This window comes from Streptomyces deccanensis, from assembly GCF_022385335.1.
GTDB lineage: Bacteria > Actinomycetota > Actinomycetes > Streptomycetales > Streptomycetaceae > Streptomyces > Streptomyces deccanensis.
The window spans coordinates 2,726,906-2,752,981 of sequence record NZ_CP092431.1; the positions used below are offsets into that span (position 1 = coordinate 2,726,906).

The window sequence follows — 26,076 nt, forward strand, 5'->3', positions numbered from 1 at the left end:
CCGGCCCTACCCATCAGTAATCTCATCCGCCGTGACCAGTCGCAGATCTCACTCCAGCCCCGACTCCCCGACCAGACCCACGAGTTCGTCCGCCCCGAGCCGCCGTACGGTGGTCAAGGCGGCCACGGCCGGCGCCGTCCTCGCGGCGCCGCTGGCGGCCGCGATCCCGGCGCGCGCGGCCGAGGCCCCCGCCTTCCTGCACGGCGTGGCCTCCGGTGACCCGCTGCCCGACGGTGTCCTGCTGTGGACCCGGGTGACGCCCACCGCCGCCGCGCTGCCCGGCTCCGGTGTCGGCCCGGACGTCGAGGTCGGCTGGACCGTCGCCCTGGACAAGGCGTTCACCCGTGTCGTCGCCAAGGGTTCGACGACGGCGAGCGCGTCGTCCGACCACACCGTCAAGGCGGACGTACGCGGCCTCGCGCCCGCCACGGACTACTGGTTCCGTTTCTCGGCCGACGGCACCGACTCCCCCGTCGCGCGCACCCGTACCGCCCCCGCCGCCGACGCGTCCGTCACCGGCCTGCGCTTCGGCGTGGTGTCCTGCGCCAACTGGGAGGGCGGCCACTTCGCGGCCTACCGGCATCTCGCCGCACGCGGCGACCTGGACGCGTGGCTGCACCTCGGCGACTACATCTACGAGTACGGCACCGGCGAGTACGGCACCCGCGACCGGGTCGTACGCCCGCACGCGCCGACCCACGAGATCCGCTCCCTCGCCGACTACCGCGTCCGGCACGCCCGTTACAAGACCGACCCGGACCTCCAGGCCCTGCAAGCGGCCGCGCCGGTCGTCGCCATCTGGGACGACCACGAGATCGCCAACGACGCCTGGTCGAGCGGCGCCGAGAACCACACCGAGGGCACGGAGGGCACCTGGGCGGCCCGTCAGTCGGCGGCCAAGCAGGCCTACTTCGAGTGGATGCCGGTGCGCCCGGCGGTCGCGGGCACCACCTACCGACGGCTGCGCTTCGGCAAGCTCGTCGACCTCTCGCTCCTCGACCTGCGTTCCTTCCGCTCGCAGCAGGTGGGCATAGGCGACGGCGAGGTCGACGACCCGGACCGCACGCTGACGGGCCGGGCCCAGCTCGACTGGCTGAAGGCCGGGCTGAAGTCCTCCGACACGACCTGGCGACTGGTCGGAAACTCGGTGATGATCGCCCCGTTCGCCCTCGGCAACCTCACCGCCGACCTCTTCGAACCCCTCGCCGAACTCCTCGGTCTGCCGAAGGAGGGTCTCGCCCTCAACCCCGACCAGTGGGACGGCTACACCGACGACCGCCGCGAACTCCTCGCCCATCTGCGGGCGAACGCGATCCGCAACACGGTCTTCCTCACCGGCGACATCCACATGGCCTGGGCCAACGACGTGCCGGTCAACGCCGGCACGTACCCGCTGTCGGCCTCCGCCGCCACCGAGTTCGTGGTCACGTCGGTCACCTCCGACAACCTGGACGACCTGGTCAAGGTCCCGGAGGGCACGGTCTCCGCGGTGGCCTCCCCGCTGATCCGCGCCGCGAACCGGCACGTCCACTGGGTCGACACCGACCGGCACGGCTACGGCGTCCTGGACATCACCGCCGCGCGGGCGCAGATGGACTTCTACGTCCTGTCCGACCGTACGAAGGCCGACGCGACCTCGTCCTGGGCGCGCTCCTACCGGACGCGGAGCGGGACGCAGAAGGTGGAGCGGACGTACGACCCGGTGTGATCCGCCCCCGGACTCACAGGGTTTCGAGGAAGCCGAGCGCCACCTGCCAGGTGGCCTCGGCGGCCTCCTCGTCGTAGTCGGGGAGGTCGGGGTCGGTGTAGAGGTGGCCGGCACCGGCGTATCTGTAGACCTCGACGTCGGCGCCGGCCTTGCGCATCTGCAGGTACCAGGCGCTCAGCCAGTCGTCGGGCTCGAAGGGGTCGGGCTCGGCGACGTGCAGTTGGACGGGCAGGTCGTCCACGGAGGCGGTGGCGGCGATGTCCGACGTACCGTGCAGGAGCAGCAGCCCGCGGGCGTTCTTGTCGCCCAGGGCGAGGGTCTGCGCGACGGCGGCACCGAGCGAGAACCCGGCGTAGACGAGCCCTCGCTCCGAGTAGGGCGCGGCGGCCAGGACCGCCCGCTTGAGGAGCTCCTCACGGCCCAGCTCCTCGTTGAGGGCCCTGCCGTCCTCGACCGTGTCGAACGTCCTGCCGTCGAAGAGGTCGGGGGTCCACACCTCGTGTCCGGCGGCGCGCAGCCGGTCCGCGGCCTGGCGTACGGCGGGCCGCAGACCGTAGGTCGAGTGGAAGAGCACGATGTTCATGGGGCCATGGTGCCAGCCGGGTCCGACAACGCGTCCGCCGCCCGATCCCGGCGCCCCTACCCAGAGCGCGGCCGAAGTCACATGTTCATGACCCCGCATGGCCGGTTACGTTCGAAGGCATGGAGAACCTACTCCGCCCATTGATCGTCATCGGTGGCTCGGTCGTCCTCACGCTGCTCATCGGCTGGACGACCGATCTGCTGCTGCGCAAGGCGGACCAGCAGCACCACGAGACACCTCTGTGGGGCCTGCTGCGCCGCGGCCGCATCCCCTACCAGCTGGTCCTGTGCGCGGCCTTCCTCAGAGCGTCGTACGACGAGGCGCAACTGCTGGAACAGCACCGCACGGCGGTCGGCCGCACCCTCACGCTGGTGCTGATCGGCGCGACGGCCTGGCTGGTGATCCGGATCGTGGCGGCGATAGTCGAGACGACGTACAGCCGTTACGCCCGCGCCCACCGCGATCCGGCCCGCGTGCGCCGAGTCCGCACCCAGGTGACGCTGATCATGCGAGTGGTCGCGGCGATCGTCGGTGTGGTGGCGGTGGCCTCGATGCTGCTGACCTTCCCGGCGATGCGCGCGGCCGGCACCTCGCTGCTGGCCTCGGCCGGACTTCTGGGCATCGTCGCCGGTATCGCCGCGCAGTCCACGCTGAGCAACCTCTTCGCCGGCCTGCAGATCGCCTTCGGCGACTTGGTCCGCCTCGGCGACGTGGTCGTGGTGGAGGGCGAGTGGGGCACGGTCGACGAGATCACCCTCACGTTCCTGACGGTCCGGACCTGGGACGAACGCCGGATCACGATGCCGGTGTCGTACTTCACATCGAAGCCGTTCGAGAACTGGTCGCGGGGCGGCGCCCAGATGACCGGCACGATCTTTCTGCACGTCGACCACGCCGCGCCGCTGCCCGCGTTGCGCGACAAACTCCGCGACATCCTGCGTTCCTGCCCCGCCTGGGACGGCCGGCACTACGACCTGACGGTCACCGACTCGACCCCCTCCACCATGGAGGTGCGCGCGCTGGTGACCGCCAAGGACCCGGACGACCTGTGGACCGTCCGCGTCGCCGTCCGCGAACAGCTCATCCAGTGGCTCACCGAGACCCACCCGTACGCCCTCCCCCGCGTCAACACCGCCGACGCGGTCCTCCCCCCGACCCACCCCAACTCCCACAACGGCGACGCCACACCCCTACGCACCAACCGAAGCCGCGTCCACGAGCCCCCGAGGGCCCCGGACCGAGGCTGAGCACACCCACCACCGTCACGCCGACACGAACACGGGCGGCCCCCCGAAACCTCGGGGGGCCGCCCCACGTCTTCAGCGCCCGCGCTCGGCGCCTCCGTTGACCTGGACGATCTGCGCGGTCACATGTCCGGCGCCGGGTGAGGCGAGCCAGTGCAGCGTGTCGGCGACGTCCGCGGGCGTACCGGCCCGGCCCGTCGAGGTCTCCGCGACGAGCCGGGCCCGCCGCGCCTCCTCCACCTGACCGCCGAAGAACTCGGTGTCCTCCACATAGCCGGGCGCCACGACGTTCACCGTGATGCCGCGCGGCCCGAACTCCCGCGCGAGATCGAAGGCGTACGGATGCAGCGCCGCCTTGGACCCGGCGTACGCCCCACTCCCTGACCCCCGATACGCCGCGATCGACGACAGGAAGAGCACCCGCCCACCCGGCGAGGCCAACCGGCCCCGCAACGCCTCGGTGAGCAGGACGGCGGTCAGCGTGTTCAACCGGAAGTTGACGCCCCAGGCATGCGCGACGGCGTCGAGCGGATCGCCCCCGTCCACCCCGGGCTCCAGCCCACCGTTCCCCCCGGCACTGTGGATCAACACATCCACGGTCCCGAACTCCCCCGCCACGAACTCGGCGACCCCGCGCACGCTCCCCGGATCTGCGAGATCGGCCGCATACGTCACCGCCCCGGCCACCCCCGCCTTCTCCAGCACCTCCGCCCGTCGCCCGAGGAGCAACACCCGGTCCCCGTCCGCCGCGAACACCTCCGCGGCCGCGCGCCCGATCCCCGTCCCACCACCGCTGATCACCACATTGCGAGCCATACCCCGACCCTACAAACCCCCCACTCCCCACCCCACGCCCGGCAGCCGCCAACGACGCCCAGCCCCACGGGAAACCCGCACTCCTCCACCAGGGAGTGACGGGCGACGCGCGGGCGGGCAATCCCCCCCCACCCGCAGCCGTCAACGACGCCCAGCCCCCACTAGCGACCCCCACCTCTGCAGCGAGGAGTCACGGGCGGGCACGGGTGGGCAAGGAGCGGCCAAAAGCTCACCGCAGGCTACGCACATCCAGATGCCGCAACACCCGATCCACCACCTCGGGATTCGCCCCCGGCTCACTCCGCGCGGCCAGCACCTCATGCCGCGCCGCACTCAGCATCTCCCCCTGGATCCGCCGCATCCGACGAAGCCGCCGCACCCGCTGTTCATGCCCCTCGCGCCGCTCGTCCTCCCCCACCTCCGGACTGATCCGCACCCCGATCTCGAAGGCCCGCCGCAACAACCGCTCGGACATCTCCTCCGGCAGCTCCTCCACCTCCTCGATCTCCTTCAGCCGCCGCTTCGCCGCCTTCGCCGCCCGCACGGCCAGCACCTTCTCGAACTCCTTCTCGGCCCCCTCATCCGCCCGCACCCCCAACCGCCGCACCAGCCACGGCAGAGTGAGCCCCTGCAGCACCAGCGTCGCCATGATCACCCCGAACGCGATGAACACGATCTCGTCCCGGTTCGGGAACGGCGCCCCACTGTCCGTCTCCAACGGAATCGCCAGCGCCAACGCAACGGAGGCCACCCCGCGCATCCCCGACCACCACATCACCACGGTCTCGCGCCACGACATCGGGATCTCCTCGTCGTAGTCCCGCTTCGCGTGCAACCGGCGCGCCAGCCACGTCGCCGGCAGCAACCACACCAGCCGTACGAACACGACGACGACCACGACGGCCGCCGCCCAGCCGAGCATCTCGCCCCACCGCCCGGACGCCGTACGGATCGCGTTGTGCAGCTCCAGCCCGATCAGCCCGAAGGCGACCCCGGTGACCAGCGTGTCCACGACGTCCCAGACGGTGTGCCCGGCGAGCCGCGTCATGACATCGTCCGCCCCGAGCGCGTACTCCGCGAGGAACAACGCGGTGGTGAGCACGGCGAGCACCCCGGACCCGTGGAGCTCCTCGGCCATCACGTACGACGCGTACGGCACCAGCAGCGTCAGCCCGATCTGCAGCGTCGCGTCCTCGAGGAAGTCCATCAGCTTGTTGGCGGCCCAGCCGAGCCCGATCCCCACGGCGAGAGCGACGACGGCCGACAGCACGAGCTGCAGCGCGGCGCTCGACCAGGAGAACGATCCGCTGACGGCGGCGGCGATGGCCACGTGGTACAGCACGATGGCCGTGACGTCGTTGAAGAGGCCCTCGCCCTCCAGTATCGACACCAGCCGTCGCGGCAGCCCGAGTTGCCCGGCCACGGCGGTCGCCGCCACCGGGTCGGGCGGCGCGACGAGGGCGCCGAGCGCCACGGCCGCCGCCAGGGGCAGTCCGGGCACGATCGCGTTCGCCACGGCGGCCACCGCGGCGGTGGTCACGAACACCAGCGCGACGGCCAGCAGGAAGATCGGTCGCCGGTTGGCGGTGAACTGCCGCCAGGACGTCCGCCGCACCGCCGCGTACAGCAGCGGGGGCAGCAGCAGCGGCAGGATGAACTCCGGCGGGATCTCCACATTGGGCACGAACCCGGGCAGGGCCAGGGAGATGCCCAGCAGCGTCATCAGCACCGGCGCCGGCAGCTTCAGCCGCTCCCCCACCGGCACACTGACCACGGCGCCGACCAGCAGGACGAAAAACAGGGCCAACTGATCCATGGGGGCGCTCCGCTGGTGCTAGACGATCACGACCGACCGGATGCCCAGGGTGCCCCACCCGCACCGCGGAAGGCTAAAGCCTGCGCCGCATCGCGCGATGAGGTATCCCCGCGTCCAGGAACTCCGGTCCGTACGCCGCATACCCCAGCCGCTCGTAGAAACCCAGCGCGTGTGTCTGGGCCCCCAGGTCGACCGCGGTCAACCCGCGCTCCCGTGCCGCCTCCTCGACGGCCCGCACCAGCGCGACCCCGACCCCCAGCCCCCGGGCCTCCGCCACGACGGCCAACCGCCCCAGGGACCCCACACCGGGCTCCCCACCGGTCTTGCCGGCGGCGGCCTCCCCGTACAACAGCCGCCCGGCGCCGAGGGGTGTCCCGTCGTCCCGCACGGCGAGCACATGCACGGCCCCGGCGTCGTAGGCGTCGTACTCCAGGTCCTCCGGCACGCCCTGCTCGACGACGAAGACCTGCTTGCGCACCGCGAAACAGGCCTCGCGGTCAGCGGGACCGTCGGCGACGCGCACCTCGTAGGACACCGGCACGGGGCTCACGCGTACGTCTCCTCCCGGACCTTGTCCAGGGCCTTCTGCAGATCGGCCGGGTAGTCGCACTCGAACTCGACCCAGCTGCCGTCCCCGGGATGCTCGAAGCCGAGCCGTACGGCCTGCAGCCACTGACGGGTGATCCCGAGCCGCTTGGCGAGCGTCGGGTCGGCGCCGTACGTGAGGTCGCCGACGCAGGGGTGCCGGTGGGCCGACATGTGGACGCGGATCTGATGGGTGCGCCCGGTCTCCAGCTTGATGTCGAGCAGGGACGCGGCCCGGAACGCCTCGATGAGGTCGTAGTGCGTGACCGACGGCTTGCCCTCGGCGGTGACGGCCCACTTGTAGTCGTGGTTCGGGTGCCGCCCGATCGGCGCGTCGATGGTGCCGCTCGTGGGATCGGGGTGGCCCTGGACCAGCGCGTGGTACCGCTTGTCGACCGTCCGCTCCTTGAACTGGCGCTTCAGCGACGTGTACGCGTACTCCGACTTGGCGACCACCATGAGTCCCGAGGTGCCCACGTCGAGCCGGTGCACGATGCCCTGGCGCTCGGCGGCGCCGGAGGTCGAGATCCGGTACCCGGCGGCGGCGAGCCCGCCGATGACGGTCGGCCCGGACCAGCCGGGGCTGGGGTGGGCGGCCACCCCGACCGGTTTGACGATCACGACCACGTCATCGTCGTCGTGCACGATCTCCATGCCCTCGACCGGCTCGGCCACGACCTGCACCGGCGCGGGCGCCTGCGGCATCTCGACCTCGAGCCAGGCCCCGCCGTGCACCCGCTCCGACTTGCCGACCACCGACCCGTCGACCGTGACCTTCCCCGCGGCGGCGAGCTCGGCCGCCTTGGTGCGGGAGAAGCCGAACATGCGGGAGATGGCGGCGTCGACACGCTCGCCCTCCAGGCCGTCGGGCACGGGCAGGGTACGGATCTCGGGAATCGTGCTCACCCGACGAGTATGCCGGACCGCCACGACACGCCCGACCGCGCCTGTGGAAAACCCCCGTCGCCCCGTCAGCCCCGGGTCGGCTCAGTCCCAGGTGGACTCAGTCCTTGTGAACGGTCCCGTCCGGGTCGAGCCCCCGGAACGACAGCAGCACGATCAGGATGCCGCCGCACACGATGGCCGAATCCGCGAGGTTGAAGACCGCGAAGCCCTTCGGCGCGATGAAGTCGACGACCGCGCCCTCGAAGACGCCGGGCGACCGGAAGATCCGGTCGGTGAGGTTGCCCAGCGCGCCGCCGAGCAGCAGACCGAGCGCGATCGCCCAGGGCAGGCTGTAGAGCTTGCGGGCGAGCCGGGCGATCACCAGGATCACGATCGCCGCGATCATCGTGAAGATGATCGTGAAGGCCTCGCCGAAGCCGAAGGCCGCGCCCGCGTTGCGGATCGCCTCGAACTTCAGCCAGTCCCCGATGATCTCGATCGGCTCGTGGTGCTCCAGCTTCGCCACCACGATCATCTTGCTGACCAGGTCGAGCGCGTACGCCAGCGCGGCGACCCCGAACAGCACGGCGATCCGGCGCCTGCCGCGCGGCTGCGCGGTGGTCGCCTCGACCCGCTGCGCCGCGGCGTCCTCGCCGCCGTCGGACTGCTCCGGGTCGGCCCCCGCCGCGTCTGGAATGTCCGGCGTACCGATGATGCGCTCCGCCTCTGCCACGTGAGTCCCTCAACCTAGGTTCCTGACTGAGGACAAAGGTACGACACGCCCGCCGCGGACCAGGGGCTCAGTCGGCGATCGCTAGCGCCGTTCCTGCTTCTGCTTGCACTCGACGCACAGGGTGGCTCGGGGGAACGCCTGCATTCGCGCCTTTCCGATCGGATTGCCGCAGTTCTCGCAGAGTCCGTAGGTGCCCGAGGCGAGCCGGTCCAGGGCGCGCTCCGTCTGGTCGAGCATCTCGCGCGCGTTGTGGGCGAGGGACAGCTCGTGCTCGCGCGTGATGTTCTTGGCCCCGGTGTCGGCCTGGTCGTCGCCGGCGCCGTCCCCGGAGTCCCGCATCAGCCCCGTCAGGGCCCGCTCGGAGGCCTCCAGCTCGGTCCTCAGCCGCACCGCCTCGGACTGCAGCTCCGTCCGGGCCTCGGTCACCTCCTCGGGGCTCCAGGGGTCCTCACCGGGGCGTACCGCGAGCTCGCCGGGCTCCACCGCGGCGGGCCGTGCCTTGGGGACGGCGGTGGGCTTCTTCTTCGCCGCCGTAGCCGTACCAGGAGTGTTCTTCGCAACCACCGTCGTGGCTCCCGTCGTCTCGGCGGCCTCGGCCGCGCCCGCCTTCTTGACCGTGCTCTTCGTCGCAGAGGTGCTCTTCTTGGCCGTGGTCCTGGCCGTCGTCGCCTTCTTGGCCGCGCTCTTCCCGACGCCCGACCCGCCACCGGCCGAGCCGCCACCGACCGACCCTCCGCCGCCCGACTTGCCGCCGCCCGACCTCCCGGCGGGAGACTTCCCGGCGACGGATTTCTCGGCGACGGACTTCTCAGCTGCGGCTTTCCTGCCCGCCGCCGCCTTATTCGCCACCGCTTTCGTGGCCGATGCCTTCGCGGCCACCGCCTTCTTCGCCACCCTCTTCTTGCCTGCCGCCTTCACCGCCGCGGCCTTCTGCCCCTCGTCCCCACCACCGGAGGCCACCGTGGATCTGCCGGACGCCGACCGCGGTACGGCCGTCTTCTTCGCCACCATGGCCGCGCCCCTTCACATATTGTGATCTTGCACGCGCATCGTGCTGGGACGATAAATCGACCCGAGTCCCGCGGCAACGGGGCAGACCACTCATTTCACCCGCCTCACGACCGTCGCGCGACGAGCCTGCAAGCGTTGTGCCCAGCTCCCCGCCGGGTATTCCGCCGCGCCGGACGTCCCAGGATCCGGACGCCCGACCCGCTCCATTCGGGTCATCCCGCAGGTCACCACGCCCCCGCCCGACAAACCCGGCCAAAGCCCCGCCGCAGCGCGCCCCCGGCCTCCGGAAAACCGGTCGGCCGCTGTCCGTACGGCGCCGTACACTGGGCGGAGCGAGAAGCGTGGATGGGGACGAGTAGCGTCGTACGCAGCCCAGAGCGACCCGGGGACGGTGGAAGCCCGGGGGCGAGCGCGATGTGAAGATCACCCCGGAGCCGCCGGAAGAAACCCGCACCCGATGGCGCAGTCCGTGGGGCGCGGCGAGTAGACCCGGTATCGCGACCTCAATGAGGGGGTTCACCGGCGCGTACGGCGCGCGGGGGAGCCAAGGAGGGTGGTACCGCGGGAGCGCGCCGCACACGGCGTTCGAAGGATCGAAGCTCTCGTCCCTCCGACGGAAGGCAGCAAGTCCGTTGGAGGAAGCCCGCTCATGACAGAGCCGACGTACCGCCAGGTGCCCGCCCAGGTCGATCTGCCCGCGCTCGAGCACGCGGTGCTCGACTTCTGGCGCGAGCAGAAGATCTTCGCCAAGAGCCTGGAGCAGTCCGAGGGCCGCCCCGAGTGGGTGTTCTACGAGGGTCCGCCCACCGCCAACGGCATGCCGGGCGCCCACCACATCGAGGCGCGCGTCTTCAAGGACGTCTTCCCCCGCTTCCGCACGATGCGCGGCTACCACGTGGCGCGCAAGGCCGGCTGGGACTGCCACGGCCTCCCCGTGGAGCTGGCGGTCGAGAAGGAGCTCGGCTTCAATGGCAAGAAGGACATCGAGGCGTACGGCATCGCCGAGTTCAACGCCAAGTGCCGCGACTCGGTGACCCGGCACACCGACGCCTTCACCGAGCTGACGACCCGCATGGGCTACTGGGTCGACCTCGACGACGCCTACCGGACCATGGACCCCGAGTACGTGGAGTCCGTCTGGTGGTCGCTCAAGGAGATCTTCAACAAGGGCCTGCTCGTCCAGGACCACCGCGTCGCCCCCTGGTGCCCCCGCTGCGGCACCGGCCTGTCGGACCACGAGCTGGCGCAGGGCTACGAGACGGTCGTCGACCCCTCGGTCTTCGTCCGTTTCCCGCTCACCTCCGGTCCGCTCGCCGGTGAGGCCGCGCTCCTGGTGTGGACGACCACGCCGTGGACGCTGGTGTCCAACACCGCGGTCGCCGCCCACCCCGAGGTCACCTATGTGGTCGCCACGGACGGCACGGAGAAGCTCGTCGTCGCCGAGCCGCTCGTCGCCAAGGCGCTCGGCGAGGGCTGGGAGACCACCGGCCAGACCTTCACCGGCGCCGAGATGGAGCGCTGGACCTATCAACGTCCGTTCGAACTCGTGGAGTTCCCGGAAGCGGCGCATTTCGTCGTCAACGCCGAATACGTGACGACCGAGGACGGTACGGGTCTGGTCCACCAGTCCCCCGCCTTCGGTGAGGACGACCTCAAGGTCTGCCGCTCGTACGGCCTGCCGGTCGTGAACCCCGTCCGCCCGGACGGCACGTTCGAGGAGGACGTCCCGCTGGTCGGCGGCGTCTTCTTCAAGAAGGCGGACGAAAAGCTCACCGAGGACCTCCAGCAGCGCGGCCTCCTCTTCCAGCACATCCCTTACGAGCACAGCTACCCGCACTGCTGGCGCTGCCACACCGCGCTCCTCTACTACGCGCAGCCGTCCTGGTACATCCGCACCACCGCCGTCAAGGACCGTCTCCTCCAGGAGAACGAGAAGACGAACTGGTTCCCGGACTCGGTCAAGCACGGCCGCTTCGGCGACTGGCTCAACAACAACATCGACTGGGCGCTCTCCCGCAGCCGCTACTGGGGCACCCCGCTGCCGATCTGGCGCTGTGAGGAGAACCACCTCACCTGCGTGGGCTCCCGCGAGGAGCTGTCCCAGCTCTCCGGCACCGACCAGTCCGAGCTGGACCCGCACCGCCCGTTCATCGACGCGGTCACCTTCCCCTGCCCCCAGGACGGCTGCGGCAGCACGGCCACGCGCGTCCCGGAAGTCATCGACGCCTGGTACGACTCGGGCTCGATGCCGTTCGCGCAGTGGGGCTACCCGTACAAGAACAAGGAACTCTTCGAGTCCCGCTACCCGGCCCAGTTCATCAGCGAGGCCATCGACCAGACCCGCGGCTGGTTCTACACACTGATGGCCGTCGGCACCCTGGTGTTCGACAAGTCGTCGTACGAGAACGTCGTGTGCCTCGGCCACATCCTCGCCGAGGACGGCCGCAAGATGTCCAAGCACCTGGGCAACATCCTCCAGCCGATCCCGCTCATGGACCAGCACGGCGCCGACGCCGTCCGCTGGTTCATGGCGGCCGGCGGCTCCCCCTGGGCGGCCCGCCGCGTCGGCCACGGCACCATCCAGGAGGTCGTCCGCAAGACGCTCCTCACGTACTGGAACACGGTCGCCTTCCAGGCCCTGTACGCCCGCACGTCGAACTGGGCGCCCAGCGCGGCGGACCCGGCCCCGGCCGACCGCCCGGTCCTGGACCGCTGGCTGCTGTCCGAGCTCCACGCCCTCACCGACCAGGTGACCGGGGCCCTGGAGGCGTACGACACCCAGCGCGCCGGAAAGCTCCTCTCGGCGTTCGTCGACGACCTTTCCAACTGGTACGTGCGCCGGTCGCGCCGCCGCTTCTGGCAGGGCGACAAGGCCGCGCTGCGCACCCTGCACGAGGTCGTCGAGACGGTCACCAAGCTGATGGCCCCGCTGACCCCGTTCATCACCGAGCGGGTCTGGCAGGACCTGATCGTGCCGGTCTCCCCGGGGGCCCCCGAGTCGGTGCACCTGGCCGCCTGGCCGGAGGCGGACCTCTCCGCGATCGACCCCGAGCTGTCGAAGCAGATGGTCCTGGTGCGCCGCCTGGTCGAGCTGGGCCGGGCCACGCGCGCGGAGTCGGGCGTCAAGACCCGCCAGCCCCTCTCCCGCGCCCTGGTGGCGGCGACGGGCTTCGACGCCCTGAACCCCGAGCTGCACGCGCAGATCACGGAGGAACTGAACGTCAGCTCCCTGGCCTCCCTCTCCGAGGTCGGCGGCTCCCTGGTGGACACCACCGCCAAGGCCAACTTCCGCGCGCTGGGCAAGCGCTTCGGCAAGCGCGTCCAGGACGTGGCCAAGGCCGTGGCGAACGCCGACGCGGCCGCCCTGTCTCTGGCCCTGCGCGAGGGCACGGCGACGGTCGAGGTCGACGGCGAGACCATCAGCCTCGCCCCCGACGAGGTGATCATCACGGAGACGCCCCGCGAGGGCTGGTCGGTGGCCTCCGACTCCGGCGCGACGGTCGCCCTCGACCTGGAGATCACGGAGGAACTCCGCCGTGCGGGCCTCGCCCGTGACGCGATCCGCCTGATCCAGGAGGCCCGCAAGAACAGCGGCCTGGACGTGGCCGACCGCATCGCCCTGCGCTGGCAGGCGACCGACCCTGCGGTCACCGCGGCCCTGACCGAGCACGCGCCCCTGATCGCGGACGAGGTCCTCGCAACGGACTTCGCCTCCGGCGAGGCCGACGACACGTACGGCGCCCCGTTCACGGACGAGCCCCTGACACTGACGTTCCGCCTGCGCAAGGTCTGACACCTGCCCGCGCCCCTGACGGGGCGCGGTCAGCTCCCAGCCCTGCCATGCGTAGCTGCGGGCAAGCGCTGGTGAGCGAGACCCACCCCCGCCCAGCACCCACCACCGGGCAACCCACGAAGGCCCGGGGCACCGAAGAAATCCGGCGCCCCGGGCCTTCGGCGTTGCACACGTCGAACATCCGCCCACACCCACACGACAAAGGGCGGGGCCCCGGATCAAAAATCCGGGGCCCCGCCCTGAACGCTGCCGACGCCTACGGCGTACCAGTAATCGTCAGTTGTCGTCCTCGTCGATGAGGAACCCACGCATCGGCGAGGGAGCCTGCCCCATCGGAGAGGGGCCCTGCGGCCGGACCGGAGCCATCGGCTGGGTCATGGCCGGAGACATCTGCTGCTGACCGCCGTAGGAGGGCGCGGCCGGAGCCGGGGCACCGCCCATGCCTCCACCCATGCCGCCCGGGTTGCCACCGTACGACGGGGCGCTCGCGCCGGCCGGAGCCATGGAGGGCGCCGGGGACGGCGGCAGCGACGCGGTCGCCGGGGTGCGCGGCGGGGCCAGCGAGTCGTCCGCCTGGGTCTCCAGCTGACGCAGCTGCGACTCCAGGTAGGACTTCAGACGCGTGCGGTACTCGCGCTCGAAGCCACGCAGGTCCTCGACCTTGCGCTCCAGCGTGGCGCGGGCGGACTCCAGGGAGCCCATCGCGACGCGGTGCTTCTCCTGCGCGTCCCGCTCCAGGGCGTCGGCCTTGGCACGGGCGTCCCGCTCCAGACCCTCGGCGCGGCTGCGGGCCTCGCCGACGATCTTGTTGGCCTCGGAACGGGCCTCGGCGATCGCCTGGTCGGCGGTCTGCTGGGCCAGCGAGAGCACCCGCGCGGCGCTGTCGCCGCCGGGACCCTGACCGGGGCCGCCCATCGGACCACCCATGGGGCCGCCCATCGGACCGCCCATCTGCTGCTGCATGGGAGGCTGGCCGCCCATGGGACCCTGGCCCATCTGGCCCTGGCCCATCTGCGGCTGCATCTGGCCCTGACCCATGGGGCCCTGGCCCATCGGTCCCTGACCCATCGGGCCGGGACCCTGCTGCCCCTGGCCACCAGGGCCTGCGGGCAGCTGCGGAGCACCGCTCGGCAGCTGGGGCGGGCCACCCATGGGGCCCCCCATCTGCTGCGGCGGGCCCGATATGCCGGCGGGTACGGGTCCACCGGGACCTCGCATACCCTGCTGCTGCATACCGCCCTGTTGCTGCATGCCACCCTGCTGCATGCCGCCCTGCTGGTCCTGGGGCTCCGGCGGCTTGCGCATGTTCTGCTGGTTCTGCGCAGCGGCGCGCGTGGCCGCGGCCAGTTTGGCGCGCAGGTCCTCGTTCTCGCGGAGCAGGCGCGTCAGTTCGGCTTCGACCTCATCGAGGAAGGCATCGACCTCGTCCTCGTCATAGCCTTCTCGGAGGCGGACGGTCGTGAACTGCTTGTTCCGCACGTCCTCGGGGGTCAACGGCATCTCTTCACCTCAACGTAGTCGTCGGCATTCGGCAAGACCGCATCTCTCACACCGCTCCCATCCCGCTGGCTACCACCGCACGCAGGATGAAAACGATGATCATCAGCACGAAGAAGGACAGGTCGAGCGCCACGCCCCCGAGACGCAGCGGCGGAATGAACCGCCGCAGAAGCTTGAGCGGTGGATCGGTGACAGTGTAGGTGGCCTCCAGAACGACCACCATCGCCTTGCCGGGTTGCCATGAGCGGGCGAACTGGAAGACGTAGTCCATGACCAACCGGAAGATCAACACGATGAAGAACACCGTCAGCGCGATGTAGAGGATCGTCAAGACCACGCTCATGTCCGGTGTTTCCCTCTCCCCAATTCCGTGTTGCTCTACCGCTGTTTCCGGTCGTACGTCTCAGCTCTGGTTGAAGAACCCGCCCTCTGCGATGCGGGCCTTGTCCTCCGCCGTGACATCGACGTTAGCAGGCGACAACAGGAACACCTTCTGCGTCACCCGCTCGATGCTGCCGTGAAGACCAAACACCAAACCGGCCGCAAAGTCGACAAGTCGCTTCGCATCTGTGTCGTCCATCTCAGTCAGATTCATGATCACCGGGGTGCCCTCACGGAAGTGTTCCCCGATGGTACGGGCCTCGTTGTAGGTCCGCGGGTGCAACGTGGTGATCCGGTAAGGCTCTCGCTCGGACACGACCTTGGGCATGATCACCGGTGCGTTCTTCTCCAGACTCGAACGTTCTTGTGTGATGGACGCCACGGGAGCGATCCGGGCGGGTCGCGCCGATTCCGCGGGGAGCGAAGTGGCGTGCGCCACCGGTTCACGCTGCACCGGGGGCTGCACCACTCGTACCGATTCATCCCTTTGGGACTGATGTGACTGGTGTGACTGGTGCACCGGCTCGTGCCGGCGGTGGTCACGCTCGGGCTCCGGGTCGAGCTCGGGCTCGAAGTCGTCGTCGGGGTCGAATCCCCTGCCGTCGTACCCATCGTCCTCCACGAGGCCGAGGTAGACCGCCATCTTGCGCATCGCGCCGGCCATGCTCTGAGTCCTCCGCTCTGTGGTGGATCGACTGACGACTTCCCAAGTGCCCGCGATCCACGAGGTCGTTGCGCCCGCCTCTCGACGGAATGACCATATTTTCTGCTGTGGTCCGACTTCTTGGCGACGTTACCCGAGCCCGGGACGGACTCCGAGTACCGCAGTGCCGACGCGTACATGTGTCGCTCCGGCCGCCACGGCATCCTCGAGGTCCGCACTCATCCCTGCGGAGACCATGTTCGCAGCCGGATGGGCTCGGCGCAGGTCGGTCGACAAATCCATCAACCGCTCGAACGCGGCCCGTTGGCGTCCGGCGTACTCCCCGGTGAGCGGCGCCACGGTCATCAGACCATCGACCCGCACCCCCGGCGACTCCGCCAGGAGGTCGGCCAACTCTTCGATTCCGCCCGGACCGACACCTCCTCGCTCCCCGCGGCCGCTCTCGTCGGCGTCGAGCGCGACCTGGATGAGACATCCCACCTCACGGCCGACCCGAACGGCCTCTTTCGACAGAGTCGTGACAAGCCTGGAACGATCGACGGACTGCACGAGATCCGCGTAACGCACCACAGAACGGACCTTGTTGGTCTGCAACTGGCCCACGAAGTGCCACACAAGGGACAGATCCGAGCATTCGGCCGCCTTCGGGGCCGCGTCCTGGTCCTTGTTCTCGGCGACGTGGCGCACACCGAGTTCCGACAGGATCCGCACATCGCTCGCCGGGTAGGTCTTGGTGACCACGATCAGGGTCACCTCGTCCCGCTTGCGGCCCGCGGCCACGCACGCCGCCGCGATGCGGTCCTCCACCTTCGCCAGGTTCGCGGCGAGTTGTGCCTTACGGTCGGTCATGTCCCTCAGTCCAGCCAGACATATCCCGCGAGTCGCCCTGTGGCGCGGTCGCGGCGGTACGAGAAGTGATCGCGCGACTCCAGCGTGCACACCGGCGACTGCTCCCGGTCGCGCACTCCGGAGCGCTCCAGCTGTGCGTGCACTCCGGCGCACACATCCACGGAGGGCGTGCCCCAACTGGTCTCGGCGTACGCCGCCGGCTCGACGGTGGCCACCTCGGCGCGCATCGCCTCGGGCACTTCGTAACACCGGCCGCAGACGGCGGGTCCGGTGCGGGCGACGATCCGGGCCGGGTCGGCGCCGAGTTCGGTCATGGCCCGTACCGCCGCGGGGACGACCCCGGCGATCATGCCGGGCCGGCCCGCGTGGGCGGCGGCGACGACCCCGGCGACGGGGTCGGCCAGCAGCACCGGAACGCAGTCGGCGGTGAGGACGGCGAGCGCGAGACCGCGCCGGGTGGTGACGATCGCGTCGACGGCCGGGACGGCGCCGGAGCAGGAGTCGGGGCCGGAGTCGGCGGCGGATCCGGCGCCCCACGGTCCGTCGACCACGGCCACGTCCGCGCCGTGCACCTGGTTCATCCAGACGACCCGGTCGGGCTCCAGGCCCAGCGACTTGGCCGCCAGCTCCCGGTTGGTCGTCACGGCGGCGGCGTCGTCCCCGACCGCGCCGCCGAGATTGAGCTCCTCATACGGAGCGGCGCTCACCCCGCCCCACCTGTCGGTGAAGGCGAAGTGCGCGCCGCTCACGTTCTCGCGCTGTCCTATCACTTGAGGAAGTCCGGCACGTCCAGCTCCTCGGCGGCGCTGTCCGAGTAGGACCGGGACGGCGGGACCGGCGGGGCGACCGGAACCTCGTTCACCGGCTCCGGGGCGGGCGCCGCCGGCTCCTCCTTCGGCTTGACGCTGCCGAGCGAGCCGAAGGACGGGCGGCTCTCGGCGGGTCGCGCCGGGGCGGGCTCCTCGCGCTTGGCCGCGGCCGAGCCGAGGATGTTGTCCCGCTTGGCCGGGGGCTGACCGCCGTCGAAGCCGGCCGCGATGACCGTGACCCGGACCTCGTCGCCGAGGGCGTCGTCGATGACCGCACCGAAGATGATGTTGGCCTCGGGGTGCGCGGCCTCGCTGACCAGCTGGGCGGCCTCGTTGATCTCGAACAGACCGAGGTCCGAACCACCGGAGATGGAGAGCAGGACGCCGCGGGCGCCGTCGATGGAGGCCTCGAGGAGCGGCGAGGAGATCGCCATCTCGGCGGCGGCCACCGCGCGGTCGTCGCCACGGGCCGAGCCGATGCCCATGAGGGCCGAACCGGCCTCGGACATGACCGACTTGACGTCGGCGAAGTCGAGGTTGATCAGACCGGGGGTGGTGATGAGGTCGGTGATGCCCTGGACACCGGAGAGCAGGACCTGGTCGGCCGACTTGAACGCGTCCAGCACGGAGACCTGGCGGTCCGAGATGGAGAGCAGCCGGTCGTTCGGGATGACGATGAGGGTGTCGACCTCTTCGCGCAGCTCGGCGATGCCGTCCTCGGCCTGGTTGGCGCGGCGGCGGCCCTCGAAGGTGAACGGGCGGGTGACCACGCCGATGGTGAGGGCGCCGAGGGAGCGGGCGATGTTGGCCACGACGGGCGCGCCGCCGGTGCCGGTGCCGCCGCCCTCGCCGGCCGTCACGAAGACCATGTCGGCCCCCTTGAGGACCTCCTCGATCTCCTCGCGGTGGTCCTCGGCGGCCTTCCGGCCGACGGCCGGGTTGGCGCCGGCGCCGAGTCCGCGGGTGAGTTCCCGGCCGACGTCGAGCTTGACGTCGGCGTCGCTCATCAACAGAGCTTGCGCGTCGGTGTTGATGGCGATGAACTCGACGCCCTTGAGACCGACCTCGATCATCCGGTTGATGGCATTGACACCACCGCCGCCGACACCGATGACTTTGATGACTGCGAGGTAGTTCTGCGGTGCTGCCACGTCGAAGGCCTCTCGCCTCGAGTTACGTGTCGCCGCTTCGCGGGGTACCCGCGAGCCGACGACTGATGCCGAAGTGGGACGGTCCGAACGCCGACCCGAACCCTAACGCTGAAGTTTAGGGTTACCAGTGTGACTGTTCCTTGGACTCTTCCGAACAGGACACTAAGTCGACAAGTGGCGCACGTTCAACGAACACGCCGAACCTCCCGTTTTTCTTTTCACCCTATGTGATCAGCCGTAGCGGTGCCCAACCAGGGTGCTGGCCTGCGCGGATGTGCGTCAACTCCCTGATGACGCGGGCGCGGTGGGGACACTCACGTCGAAGTGCGCCGCGCCGGGGGCCGCTTTCAACAGTGCGGTGAGCGCGCGGGCTTTCGCGCGCCCCTTCTCCGCGCTCCCCCACGCGACCGTACGGGCTCCGCTCAACTCCAGCGAGATGGCGTCGTAGGAGCGGACCTTGACGACCAGCGTCTCGCGCGCGATCGCGGCCGGAATCGCGTCGGCGACCCGCACCGCCTCGCGCACGAGCCGGTCCTCACCGAATCGCCGCAGACTGGCGGCGGACGAACCGGACCGGGACACCGTCAATTCCAGTACGGGAACGCCTTCCGGGGCGCGTGAAACCGTGGCAAAACGCACACCTTTCGCGTCCACTTCGACGTACTTGCCCGAATTTCCTGCCGCTTCGACAATCAGAACCGGAGTACGTTCGCTCACTTTCAGCCCGATTCCATGGGGCCATGAGCGAGTGACCTCGACCGAGTCGATTCGACGCAATTTCTGCAGCAGACGTGACTCGATCGCGTCGAGGTCGACGGAAATCAACGGGTCGCCGAGCGGCACGGCGGCAGCCTCGCGCACCTGGGTCTCGGTCAGCACCCGGGTGCCCGACACCGAGACCCGCTCGGTCCGCAGCCAGGAGGAGCCGTACAGGGCCCAGACGGCGACGCCCCCGATCAGGACCAGGGCGACCGCGGCGGCGATCAGCGCCCGGGGGCCGGGGAGCCGCCGCCGCGACGGCGGGCCGGAATCCAGATCCTCGTCCGCGCCGCGCTCGGCGGTGGTCGCTCCGGCCACGCTTCCAGCCCTCCGTCACCCGGTCCTAACGGCGATGCGACGACGCGATCGCCTCGTACACCATCCCGACGAGCAGGTCGTCGGCGTCCCGGCGGCCGAACTCGCTGGCGGCGCGGGACATCTCGTACAGCCGGTGCGGGTCGGCGAGGACGGGCAGCACGTTCTGCTGCACCCACTGCGGCGTCAGCTCCGCGTCGTCGACCAGCAGTCCGCCGCCGGCCTTGACCACCGGCTGGGCGTTCAGCCGCTGTTCGCCGTTGCCGATGGGCAGCGGGACGTAGGCGGCCGGGAGCCCGACGGCGGAGAGTTCGGCGACGGTCATCGCGCCCGCACGGCAGAGCATCATGTCGGCCGCGGCGTACGCGAGGTCCATCCGGTCCACGTACGGTACCGGGATGTACGGGGGCATTCCCGGCATCTGGTGCACCTGCGGCAGTTCGTTCTTCGGGCCGACCGCGTGCAGGATCTGGATCCCGGCCTGCTGGAGGTAGGGCGCGACCTGCTGGACGACCTCGTTGAGGCGGCGCGCGCCCTGGGAGCCGCCGGAGACCAGCAGGGTCGGCAGGTTGGGGTCGAGGCCGAACAGCGCGCGGGCCTCGGGGCGCACGGCGGCCCGGTCGAGGGTGGCGATGGAGCGGCGCAGCGGGATGCCGATGTAGCGGGCGTCGCGGAGCTTGCTGTCCGGGGTGGAGACCGCGACCTGGGCGGCGTACCGGGAGCCGATCTTGTTGGCGAGGCCGGGGCGGGCGTTGGCCTCGTGGACGATGATCGGCACCCCGAGGCGCTTGGCGGCGAGGTAGCCGGGCAGGGCGACATAGCCGCCGAAGCCGACGACCGCGTCCGCCTTGGTGCGCTCCAGGATCTGCTCGGTCGCCTTGATCGTGCCACGCAGCCGGCCGGGCACGGTGATCAGCTCGGGGGTCGGCTTGCGTGGCAGGGGCACGGCGGGGATCAGCGCGAGTTCGTAGCCGCGCTCGGGGACGAGGCGTGTCTCGAGGCCGCGCTCCGTGCCCAGGGCCGTGATGCCCACGGTCGGGTCCTGCCTGCGCAGGGCGTCCGCGAGGGCGAGCGCGGGCTCGATGTGACCGGCGGTTCCGCCACCGGCGAGTACGACATGCACCGAAATTCACCGCTCTCCGGACGAACGTGCCGAGACACGCCGTCGCATCGTGTTCCATCTCCCGGGCCCCGAAGGGCCGCCGCCACGCTTTCTACCAAAGCGGGGCTGCCGCATCGCAAGCGCCGCCCGCGCAGCGGGCTCGTCGCGCGCGAAGGCGATCAGCAACCCGATGGCGAACATGGTCGGAAGCAGGGCGGATCCCCCGTAGGAGAACAGCGGGAGCGGGACTCCGGCGATCGGCAGCAGACCGAGCACCGCACCGATGTTGATCACCGCTTGCGCGGTGATCCAGGTGGTCACGCCTCCCGCGGCATACCTGACGAAGGGGTCCTCCGTGCGCCCGGCCACGCGGATACCCGCATAGCCTAGAGCCGCGAAGAGGGCGAGCACCGACAGCGTCCCCGCGAGGCCCAGTTCCTCACCGGTGACGGCGAAGATGAAGTCGGTGTGCGCTTCCGGGAGTTGGCCCCATTTTTCCACACTGGCACCGAGCCCGGAGCCGAAGATTCCGCCCGATGCCAGGGCGTAGATGCCGTGCACGGCCTGCCAGCAGTCGGCGCCGTCCGTGCGGGGTTCGGTGGCTCCGATGCAGGCCAGGCGGGCCATACGGTTCTCGCTGGTCCTGATCAGGACGAACCCGATGAGTCCGGCGATGGACAGCACGCCCACGAACATCCGCGTGGGCGCCCCGGCCAGCCACAGCAGGCCGAACAGGATCGCCGTGAGAATGATTGCGGTGCCCATGTCGCCGCCGAGCATGATCAGCCCGAGCAGCATGAACGCCACCGGAACGAGCGGCACCAGCATGTGCTTCCACTGTGTCAGCAGCCGCTTGTCCTCCTTGCGGGCCAGCAGGTCGGCGCCCCACAGCACGAGCGCCAGCTTGCCGAACTCGCTGGGCTGGATCTGGAAGGAGCCGCCGACGGCGATCCAGTTCTGGTTGCCGTTGATCGACTGCCCTATCCCGGGCACTTGAACCAGGGCCATCAGGAACACACAGCCGGCCAGGATCGGGTACGCCAGCGCGCGGTGCAGCTTGACCGGCATCCGCGAGGCCACGAGCAGCAGCAGGGTGCCGATCGAGGCCGCGAGGAACTGTTTGCGGAAGAAGAAGGTGCCGGGCAGCGACTTCTGCAGGGCGGTGATCTGGGAGGCCGAGTAGACCATCACCAGCCCCAGCACGGTGATCAGCAGGCTGCCGCCGAGGATCAGGTAGTAGGCGGTCAGCGGCCGGTCCCAGGCCTTGCGCGCCCGTGTGTGCAGCCGCCGCAGGGGGTTCTCGCGCGGCGGCCGGGAGACGGGGGGTCGCCGGGTGACGCGCTGGAGAGGCGCACGGCTCGTACGGCTACTCGGCATCGGGGGCGCCCTCGCCGCCGACCGACCAGTTCCGTGTCACGCGTCCCTCCCAGTGTCACCCGGCGCCGCCAGGCGAGGCCGGGCCGGGTCAGCCGTCCGTGGCGGCCAGTTCGCGCACTGCCTCCGCGAACGCGTCCCCACGCCTGTTGTAGTTGACGAACATGTCCATCGACGCACAGGCCGGCGCCAGCAGCACCGTGTCGCCCGTCCGTGCCAGCGTCCGCGCCTCGCGGACGGCGGCGAGCATCGCCCCAGTGTCGGTCCGGTCGAGGTCGACAACCGGCACTTCCGGCGCGTGTCGCGCGAGCGCTTCCCGGATCAGCGCGCGGTCCGCGCCGATCAGCACGACCCCGCGCAGCCGCCCGGCGGCGCCGGCGACGAGTTCGTCGAAGGTGGCCCCCTTGGCGAGTCCGCCCGCGATCCACACGATCGACTCGTACGCGGCCAACGAGGCCTGCGCCGCATGGGTGTTGGTGGCCTTGGAGTCGTCGATGTACGCCACGCCGTCCACGTCGGCGACGTGCGCGATGCGGTGCGCGTCCGGGGTGAAGGCCCGCAGCCCGTCCCGTACGGCCGCGGCGGGGACGCCGTAGGCGCGGGCGAGGGCGGCCGCCGCGAGGGCGTTGGCGATGTTGTGGGGGGCCGGCGGGTTCACGTCCGCGACCTCGGCGAGTTCCTGGGCGTTCTTCTGCCGGTTCTCGACGAAGGCGCGGTCGACCAGGATGCCCTCCACCACGCCGAGTTGGGACGGGCCGGGCGTGCCGAGGGTGAATCCGACGGCCCGGCAGCCCTCCTCGACGTCGGCCTCGCGCACCAGGTCCTCGGTGGCCTTGTCGGCGACGTTGTAGACGCAGGCGATCCGGTTGCCCTCGTAGACGCGGCCCTTGTCCTTGGCGTACGCCTCCATGGAGCCGTGCCAGTCGAGGTGGTCGGGGGCGAGGTTGAGGACGGCGGCGGAGTGGGCGCGCAGGGAGGGCGCCCAGTGGAGCTGGTAGCTGGACAGTTCGACGGCGAGGACGTCGTAGGGCTCGTCGCCGAGGACCGCGTCCAGGAGCGAGACCCCGATGTTGCCGACGGCGGCCGTGCGCAGGCCCGCCGCCGTCAGGATGGAGGCGAGCATCTGGACGGTCGTGGTCTTGCCGTTGGTCCCCGTGACGGCGAGCCAGGGGGCGGGTTTCCTGCCGTCCAGGTCCCGCAGCCGCCAGGCGAGTTCGACGTCGCCCCAGATCTCCAGGCCGGCCGCGCGGGCCGCCGCGAACAGCGGCTTGTCCGGCTTCCAGCCCGGGGCGGTGACGACGAGTTCGGTGCCCTCCGGCAGGGTCGCGCCGTCGCCGAGGCGCACGGTGATGCCGAGCGCCTCCAGGTCGGCGGCCTGCGCGCGGGCGCGTTCGTCGTCGCCGTCGTTGACGACGGTGACGACCGCGCCGAGGCCGTGCAGGACCTTGGCCGCCGGGATTCCGGAGACGCCCAGCCCGGCGACGGTGACGTGCTTGCCCTGCCAGTCGGTCACTTGTCCGCTGCCCATCCCGCGTAGAAGAGGCCCAGTCCGACGATCACACAGATGCCCTGGATGATCCAGAAGCGGACCACGACCAGGACCTCGGACCAGCCCTTGAGCTCGAAGTGGTGCTGGAGCGGTGCCATCCGGAAGACCCGCTTGCCGGTCAGCTTGAACGAGCCGACCTGGATGACGACCGACATGGTGATGAGGACGAACAGGCCGCCGAGGAGCGCGAGAAGCAGCTCGGTGCGGGAGCAGATCGCGAGACCCGCGAGCGCGCCGCCGAGGGCCAGCGAACCGGTGTCGCCCATGAAGATCTTGGCCGGCGAGGTGTTCCACCACAGGAAGCCGAGGCAGGCGCCCATCAGCGCGGAGGCCACGATCGCCAGGTCGAGCGGATCCCGTACCTCGTAACAGGCGGACGGGTTGGTCAGGGTCTGCGTGTTGGCGCAGGACTCCTGGAACTGCCAGACGCCGATGAAGGTGTAGGCGCCGAAGACGAGCACGGAGGCACCGGTGGCGAGGCCGTCGAGGCCGTCGGTCAGGTTCACGCCGTTCGACATCGCGAGGATCATGAACAGCGCCCAGATCACGAACAGCACCGGGCCGATGGACCAGCCGAAGTCCTGCACGAAGGAGAGCTTGGTGGAGGCCGGCGTCTGGTCGCGCGCGTCCGGGAACTGCAGCGCGAGGACCGCGAAGGCGATACCGACGATCAGCTGGCCGGCCATCTTCGCCTTGGCCCGCAGACCGAGCGAACGGCGCTTGACGATCTTGATGTAGTCGTCGAGGAAGCCGACGAGGCCCATGCCGCCCATCAGGCCGAGCACCAGCAGACCGGAGAAGGTCGGCGGCTGGCCCGAGATCACCTTGGCCAGGAAGTACGCGACGATCGTCGCCAGGATGAAGGCGATACCACCCATGGTCGGCGTACCGCGCTTGCTGGCGTGCTCGCGCGGGCCGTCGTCACGGATGTACTGGCCGTAGCCCTTGCGGGCCAGCAGCTTGATCAGCAGCGGGGTGCCGATCAGGGTCAGGAAGAGACCGATGACTCCTGCGAACAGGATCTGATTCATCATCGCGCGGCAACCTCACCCTCGTTGCCGCCGTCGAGCAGCGCCTGCGCCACACTCTCGAGCCCGACCGACCGGGACGCCTTCACGAGTACGACGTCTCCCGGGCGCAACTGACTGCGCAACAGGTCGACCGCCGCCTGTGCGTCGGACACGTGCACCGACTCCTCACCCCACGAACCCTCGTTGTATGCGCCCAGTTGCAGCCAGGAGGCCTCCCTGCCCCCGACCGCGACGAGCTTGCCGACATTGAGCCGGACGGCGAGCCGTCCGACCGCGTCGTGCTCGGCGAGCGATTCGTCCCCGAGCTCGGCCATCTTGCCGAGCACCGCCCAGGTCCGCCGCCCCTTGCCCATGGCCGCGAGCGCGCGCAGAGCGGCCCGCATGGACTCGGGGTTCGCGTTGTAGGCGTCGTTGACGACCGTCACGCCGTCCGGGCGCTCGGTGACCTCCATGCGCCAGCGGGAGAGGGAGCCCGCCTCGGAGAGCGCGGTGGCGATCTCGTCTGCGGACATGCCCAGCTCATGGGCGACGGCGGCCGCGGCGAGCGCGTTCGACACGTGGTGCTCACCGTACAGGCGCATGGTCACATCGCTTGCACCGGAGGGTGTGTGAAGCCGGAACACGGGCTGTCCGGCCTCGTTGAGCGTCACGTTCTCGGCACGTACGTCCGCTTCGCCGGACTCGCCGAAGAGGAGGACCTTCGCCTTCGTGCGCGAGGCCATGGCCCGGACGAGCGGATCGTCGGCGTTGAGGATGGCGGCGCCGCCCTCGCTCGCCGGTGGAAGCGCCTCCACCAGTTCGCCCTTGGCCTGCGCGATCTGCTCGCGGCCGCCGAACTCGCCGATGTGGGCGGTGCCGACGTTCAGCACGAGGCCGACCTTCGGCGGGGTCAGGTCGGTGAGGTACTTGATGTGGCCGATGCCCCGGGCGCCCATCTCCAGCACCAGGAAACGCGTCTCCTCGGTGGCGCTGAGCGCGGTGAGGGGCAGTCCGATCTCGTTGTTGAGGGAGCCGGGCGTGAACACCGTCGGCGCCTTGCGCCGGAGCACCTGGGCGATCAGGTCCTTGGTGCTGGTCTTGCCGGCCGAGCCGGTGAGGGCCACGAGGGTCGTGCCGAGCTTGCGCACGACGTGCCGGGCGAGGGCGCCGAGCGCCGCCTGCACATCGGTCACGACGATCGCGGGCACACCGACGGGACGGGACGCCAGCACCGCGGCCGCGCCCGCCTCGACGACGGCGGCCGCGAAGTCGTGGCCGTCCACGCGCTCGCCCGCGAAGGCGACGAAGAGGCTGCCGGGCCCCACCTCGCGGGAGTCCCGGACGACCGGTCCGGTGACCAGCGCCGACGGATCCGGTATGTCGTGCGTCTGCCCGCCGACGACTTCTGCGATCTCGGCGAGAGAGAGGGCGATCACAAG

Annotated in this window: 22 protein-coding genes; 3 read left to right on the forward strand and 19 right to left on the reverse strand. The window is 70.5% G+C overall.

Annotated features, from left to right (window positions below; translation table 11 throughout):
- Nucleotides 1-31 precede the first annotated feature (31 nt).
- Nucleotides 32-1,708: an alkaline phosphatase D family protein gene (locus tag L3078_RS12180; protein WP_239753459.1), complete on the forward strand. Its 1,677-nt coding sequence runs from the start codon at nucleotides 32-34 to the stop codon at nucleotides 1,706-1,708.
- Nucleotides 1,709-1,721: 13 nt separating this feature from the next.
- On the opposite strand, the gene L3078_RS12185 is transcribed toward L3078_RS12180, so the two are convergent.
- A complete protein-coding gene (locus tag L3078_RS12185) occupies nucleotides 1,722-2,372 on the reverse strand; it encodes a dienelactone hydrolase family protein (RefSeq protein WP_392314596.1) in 651 nt (216 codons plus the stop codon).
- Between the two features lie 38 nt (nucleotides 2,373-2,410).
- On the opposite strand from L3078_RS12185, the gene L3078_RS12190 reads away from it, so the two are divergent.
- Entirely contained in the window at nucleotides 2,411-3,538 is a 1,128-nt protein-coding gene (locus L3078_RS12190) for a mechanosensitive ion channel family protein (RefSeq protein WP_239753461.1), read from the forward strand.
- 72 nt (nucleotides 3,539-3,610) lie between these two features.
- Here L3078_RS12190 and L3078_RS12195 read toward each other — a convergent pair whose 3' ends face one another.
- From L3078_RS12195 to L3078_RS12220, 6 genes are all read right to left on the reverse strand, one after another.
- Nucleotides 3,611-4,351: an SDR family NAD(P)-dependent oxidoreductase gene (locus tag L3078_RS12195; protein WP_239753462.1), complete on the reverse strand. Its 741-nt coding sequence runs from the start codon at nucleotides 4,349-4,351 to the stop codon at nucleotides 3,611-3,613.
- A gap of 229 nt (nucleotides 4,352-4,580) precedes the next feature.
- Entirely contained in the window at nucleotides 4,581-6,167 is a 1,587-nt protein-coding gene (locus L3078_RS12200; protein ID WP_239753463.1) for a Na+/H+ antiporter, read from the reverse strand.
- 73 nt (nucleotides 6,168-6,240) lie between these two features.
- Complete coding sequence (locus tag L3078_RS12205; protein WP_239753464.1) at nucleotides 6,241-6,717, reverse strand: GNAT family N-acetyltransferase; 477 nt, start codon at nucleotides 6,715-6,717, stop codon at nucleotides 6,241-6,243.
- The gene (locus L3078_RS12210) at nucleotides 6,714-7,658 is read right to left on the reverse strand and encodes an RluA family pseudouridine synthase (protein WP_184895226.1); all 945 of its coding nucleotides are present in this window, start codon (nucleotides 7,656-7,658) and stop codon (nucleotides 6,714-6,716) included. Before L3078_RS12210 ends, L3078_RS12205 begins: the two co-directional genes overlap by 4 nt.
- Nucleotides 7,659-7,755: 97 nt before the next feature.
- Nucleotides 7,756-8,370: a signal peptidase II gene (gene lspA, locus L3078_RS12215; RefSeq protein WP_239753465.1), complete on the reverse strand. Its 615-nt coding sequence runs from the start codon at nucleotides 8,368-8,370 to the stop codon at nucleotides 7,756-7,758.
- An 81-nt stretch (nucleotides 8,371-8,451) separates the two neighbouring features.
- Nucleotides 8,452-9,381: a TraR/DksA family transcriptional regulator gene (locus tag L3078_RS12220; RefSeq protein WP_239753466.1), complete on the reverse strand. Its 930-nt coding sequence runs from the start codon at nucleotides 9,379-9,381 to the stop codon at nucleotides 8,452-8,454.
- 649 nt (nucleotides 9,382-10,030) lie between these two features.
- Between L3078_RS12220 and ileS the strand changes: the two genes are divergently transcribed.
- Nucleotides 10,031-13,174, forward strand: coding sequence for an isoleucine--tRNA ligase (ileS, locus tag L3078_RS12225; RefSeq protein WP_239753467.1), 3,144 nt, complete (start codon nucleotides 10,031-10,033; stop codon nucleotides 13,172-13,174).
- A 276-nt stretch (nucleotides 13,175-13,450) separates the two neighbouring features.
- Here ileS and L3078_RS12230 read toward each other — a convergent pair whose 3' ends face one another.
- From L3078_RS12230 to L3078_RS12285, 12 genes are all read right to left on the reverse strand, one after another.
- Complete coding sequence (locus L3078_RS12230) at nucleotides 13,451-14,674, reverse strand: DivIVA domain-containing protein (RefSeq protein ID WP_239753468.1); 1,224 nt, start codon at nucleotides 14,672-14,674, stop codon at nucleotides 13,451-13,453.
- Between the two features lie 46 nt (nucleotides 14,675-14,720).
- The gene (locus L3078_RS12235) at nucleotides 14,721-15,017 is read right to left on the reverse strand and encodes a YggT family protein (protein WP_033528111.1); all 297 of its coding nucleotides are present in this window, start codon (nucleotides 15,015-15,017) and stop codon (nucleotides 14,721-14,723) included.
- A gap of 60 nt (nucleotides 15,018-15,077) precedes the next feature.
- Complete coding sequence (locus L3078_RS12240) at nucleotides 15,078-15,719, reverse strand: cell division protein SepF (RefSeq protein WP_239753469.1); 642 nt, start codon at nucleotides 15,717-15,719, stop codon at nucleotides 15,078-15,080.
- A gap of 129 nt (nucleotides 15,720-15,848) precedes the next feature.
- Nucleotides 15,849-16,568 carry a YggS family pyridoxal phosphate-dependent enzyme gene (locus L3078_RS12245; RefSeq protein ID WP_239753470.1) on the reverse strand — a complete coding sequence of 240 codons (720 nt, stop codon included), beginning with the start codon at nucleotides 16,566-16,568 and terminating at the stop codon, nucleotides 15,849-15,851.
- Between the two features lie 5 nt (nucleotides 16,569-16,573).
- Complete coding sequence (gene pgeF, locus L3078_RS12250) at nucleotides 16,574-17,338, reverse strand: peptidoglycan editing factor PgeF (protein WP_239753471.1); 765 nt, start codon at nucleotides 17,336-17,338, stop codon at nucleotides 16,574-16,576.
- A complete protein-coding gene (gene ftsZ / locus L3078_RS12255) occupies nucleotides 17,335-18,528 on the reverse strand; it encodes a cell division protein FtsZ (RefSeq protein WP_086804504.1) in 1,194 nt (397 codons plus the stop codon). The genes pgeF and ftsZ overlap by 4 nt, the downstream gene beginning before the upstream one ends.
- Before the next feature lie 279 nt (nucleotides 18,529-18,807).
- Nucleotides 18,808-19,605: a cell division protein FtsQ/DivIB gene (locus L3078_RS12260; protein WP_239753472.1), complete on the reverse strand. Its 798-nt coding sequence runs from the start codon at nucleotides 19,603-19,605 to the stop codon at nucleotides 18,808-18,810.
- A 25-nt stretch (nucleotides 19,606-19,630) separates the two neighbouring features.
- Entirely contained in the window at nucleotides 19,631-20,725 is a 1,095-nt protein-coding gene (gene murG / locus L3078_RS12265) for an undecaprenyldiphospho-muramoylpentapeptide beta-N-acetylglucosaminyltransferase (RefSeq protein ID WP_239753473.1), read from the reverse strand.
- Nucleotides 20,726-20,731: 6 nt separating this feature from the next.
- Nucleotides 20,732-22,081 carry a putative lipid II flippase FtsW gene (gene ftsW, locus L3078_RS12270; RefSeq protein ID WP_239753474.1) on the reverse strand — a complete coding sequence of 450 codons (1,350 nt, stop codon included), beginning with the start codon at nucleotides 22,079-22,081 and terminating at the stop codon, nucleotides 20,732-20,734.
- Between the two features lie 88 nt (nucleotides 22,082-22,169).
- Nucleotides 22,170-23,606 carry a UDP-N-acetylmuramoyl-L-alanine--D-glutamate ligase gene (gene murD / locus L3078_RS12275; RefSeq protein WP_239753475.1) on the reverse strand — a complete coding sequence of 479 codons (1,437 nt, stop codon included), beginning with the start codon at nucleotides 23,604-23,606 and terminating at the stop codon, nucleotides 22,170-22,172.
- Nucleotides 23,588-24,661: a phospho-N-acetylmuramoyl-pentapeptide-transferase gene (gene mraY, locus L3078_RS12280; protein WP_239753476.1), complete on the reverse strand. Its 1,074-nt coding sequence runs from the start codon at nucleotides 24,659-24,661 to the stop codon at nucleotides 23,588-23,590. The genes murD and mraY overlap by 19 nt, the downstream gene beginning before the upstream one ends.
- Nucleotides 24,658-26,073, reverse strand: a complete 1,416-nt coding sequence (locus tag L3078_RS12285) for a UDP-N-acetylmuramoyl-tripeptide--D-alanyl-D-alanine ligase (RefSeq protein WP_239753477.1) — start codon at nucleotides 26,071-26,073, stop codon at nucleotides 24,658-24,660. Before L3078_RS12285 ends, mraY begins: the two co-directional genes overlap by 4 nt.
- Nucleotides 26,074-26,076: the final 3 nt, after the last annotated feature.

Excerpts from the sequence above, each read along its gene's own strand:
- L3078_RS12240 (WP_239753469.1), bottom strand. The coding sequence starts at position 15,719 with ATGGCCGGCGCGATGCGCAAGATGGCGGTCTACCTCGGCCTCGTGGAG.
- L3078_RS12200 (WP_239753463.1), bottom strand. The coding sequence starts at position 6,167 with ATGGATCAGTTGGCCCTGTTTTTCGTCCTGCTGGTCGGCGCCGTGGTC.
- L3078_RS12220 (WP_239753466.1), bottom strand. The coding sequence starts at position 9,381 with ATGGTGGCGAAGAAGACGGCCGTACCGCGGTCGGCGTCCGGCAGATCC.
- ileS (WP_239753467.1), top strand. The coding sequence starts at position 10,031 with ATGACAGAGCCGACGTACCGCCAGGTGCCCGCCCAGGTCGATCTGCCC.
- murD (WP_239753475.1), bottom strand. The coding sequence starts at position 23,606 with ATGGGCAGCGGACAAGTGACCGACTGGCAGGGCAAGCACGTCACCGTC.
- L3078_RS12235 (WP_033528111.1), bottom strand. The coding sequence starts at position 15,017 with ATGAGCGTGGTCTTGACGATCCTCTACATCGCGCTGACGGTGTTCTTC.
- L3078_RS12190 (WP_239753461.1), top strand. The coding sequence starts at position 2,411 with ATGGAGAACCTACTCCGCCCATTGATCGTCATCGGTGGCTCGGTCGTC.
- L3078_RS12195 (WP_239753462.1), bottom strand. The coding sequence starts at position 4,351 with ATGGCTCGCAATGTGGTGATCAGCGGTGGTGGGACGGGGATCGGGCGC.
- ftsW (WP_239753474.1), bottom strand. The coding sequence starts at position 22,081 with ATGCCGAGTAGCCGTACGAGCCGTGCGCCTCTCCAGCGCGTCACCCGG.
- L3078_RS12245 (WP_239753470.1), bottom strand. The coding sequence starts at position 16,568 with ATGACCGACCGTAAGGCACAACTCGCCGCGAACCTGGCGAAGGTGGAG.
- L3078_RS12230 (WP_239753468.1), bottom strand. The coding sequence starts at position 14,674 with ATGCCGTTGACCCCCGAGGACGTGCGGAACAAGCAGTTCACGACCGTC.
- mraY (WP_239753476.1), bottom strand. The coding sequence starts at position 24,661 with ATGATGAATCAGATCCTGTTCGCAGGAGTCATCGGTCTCTTCCTGACC.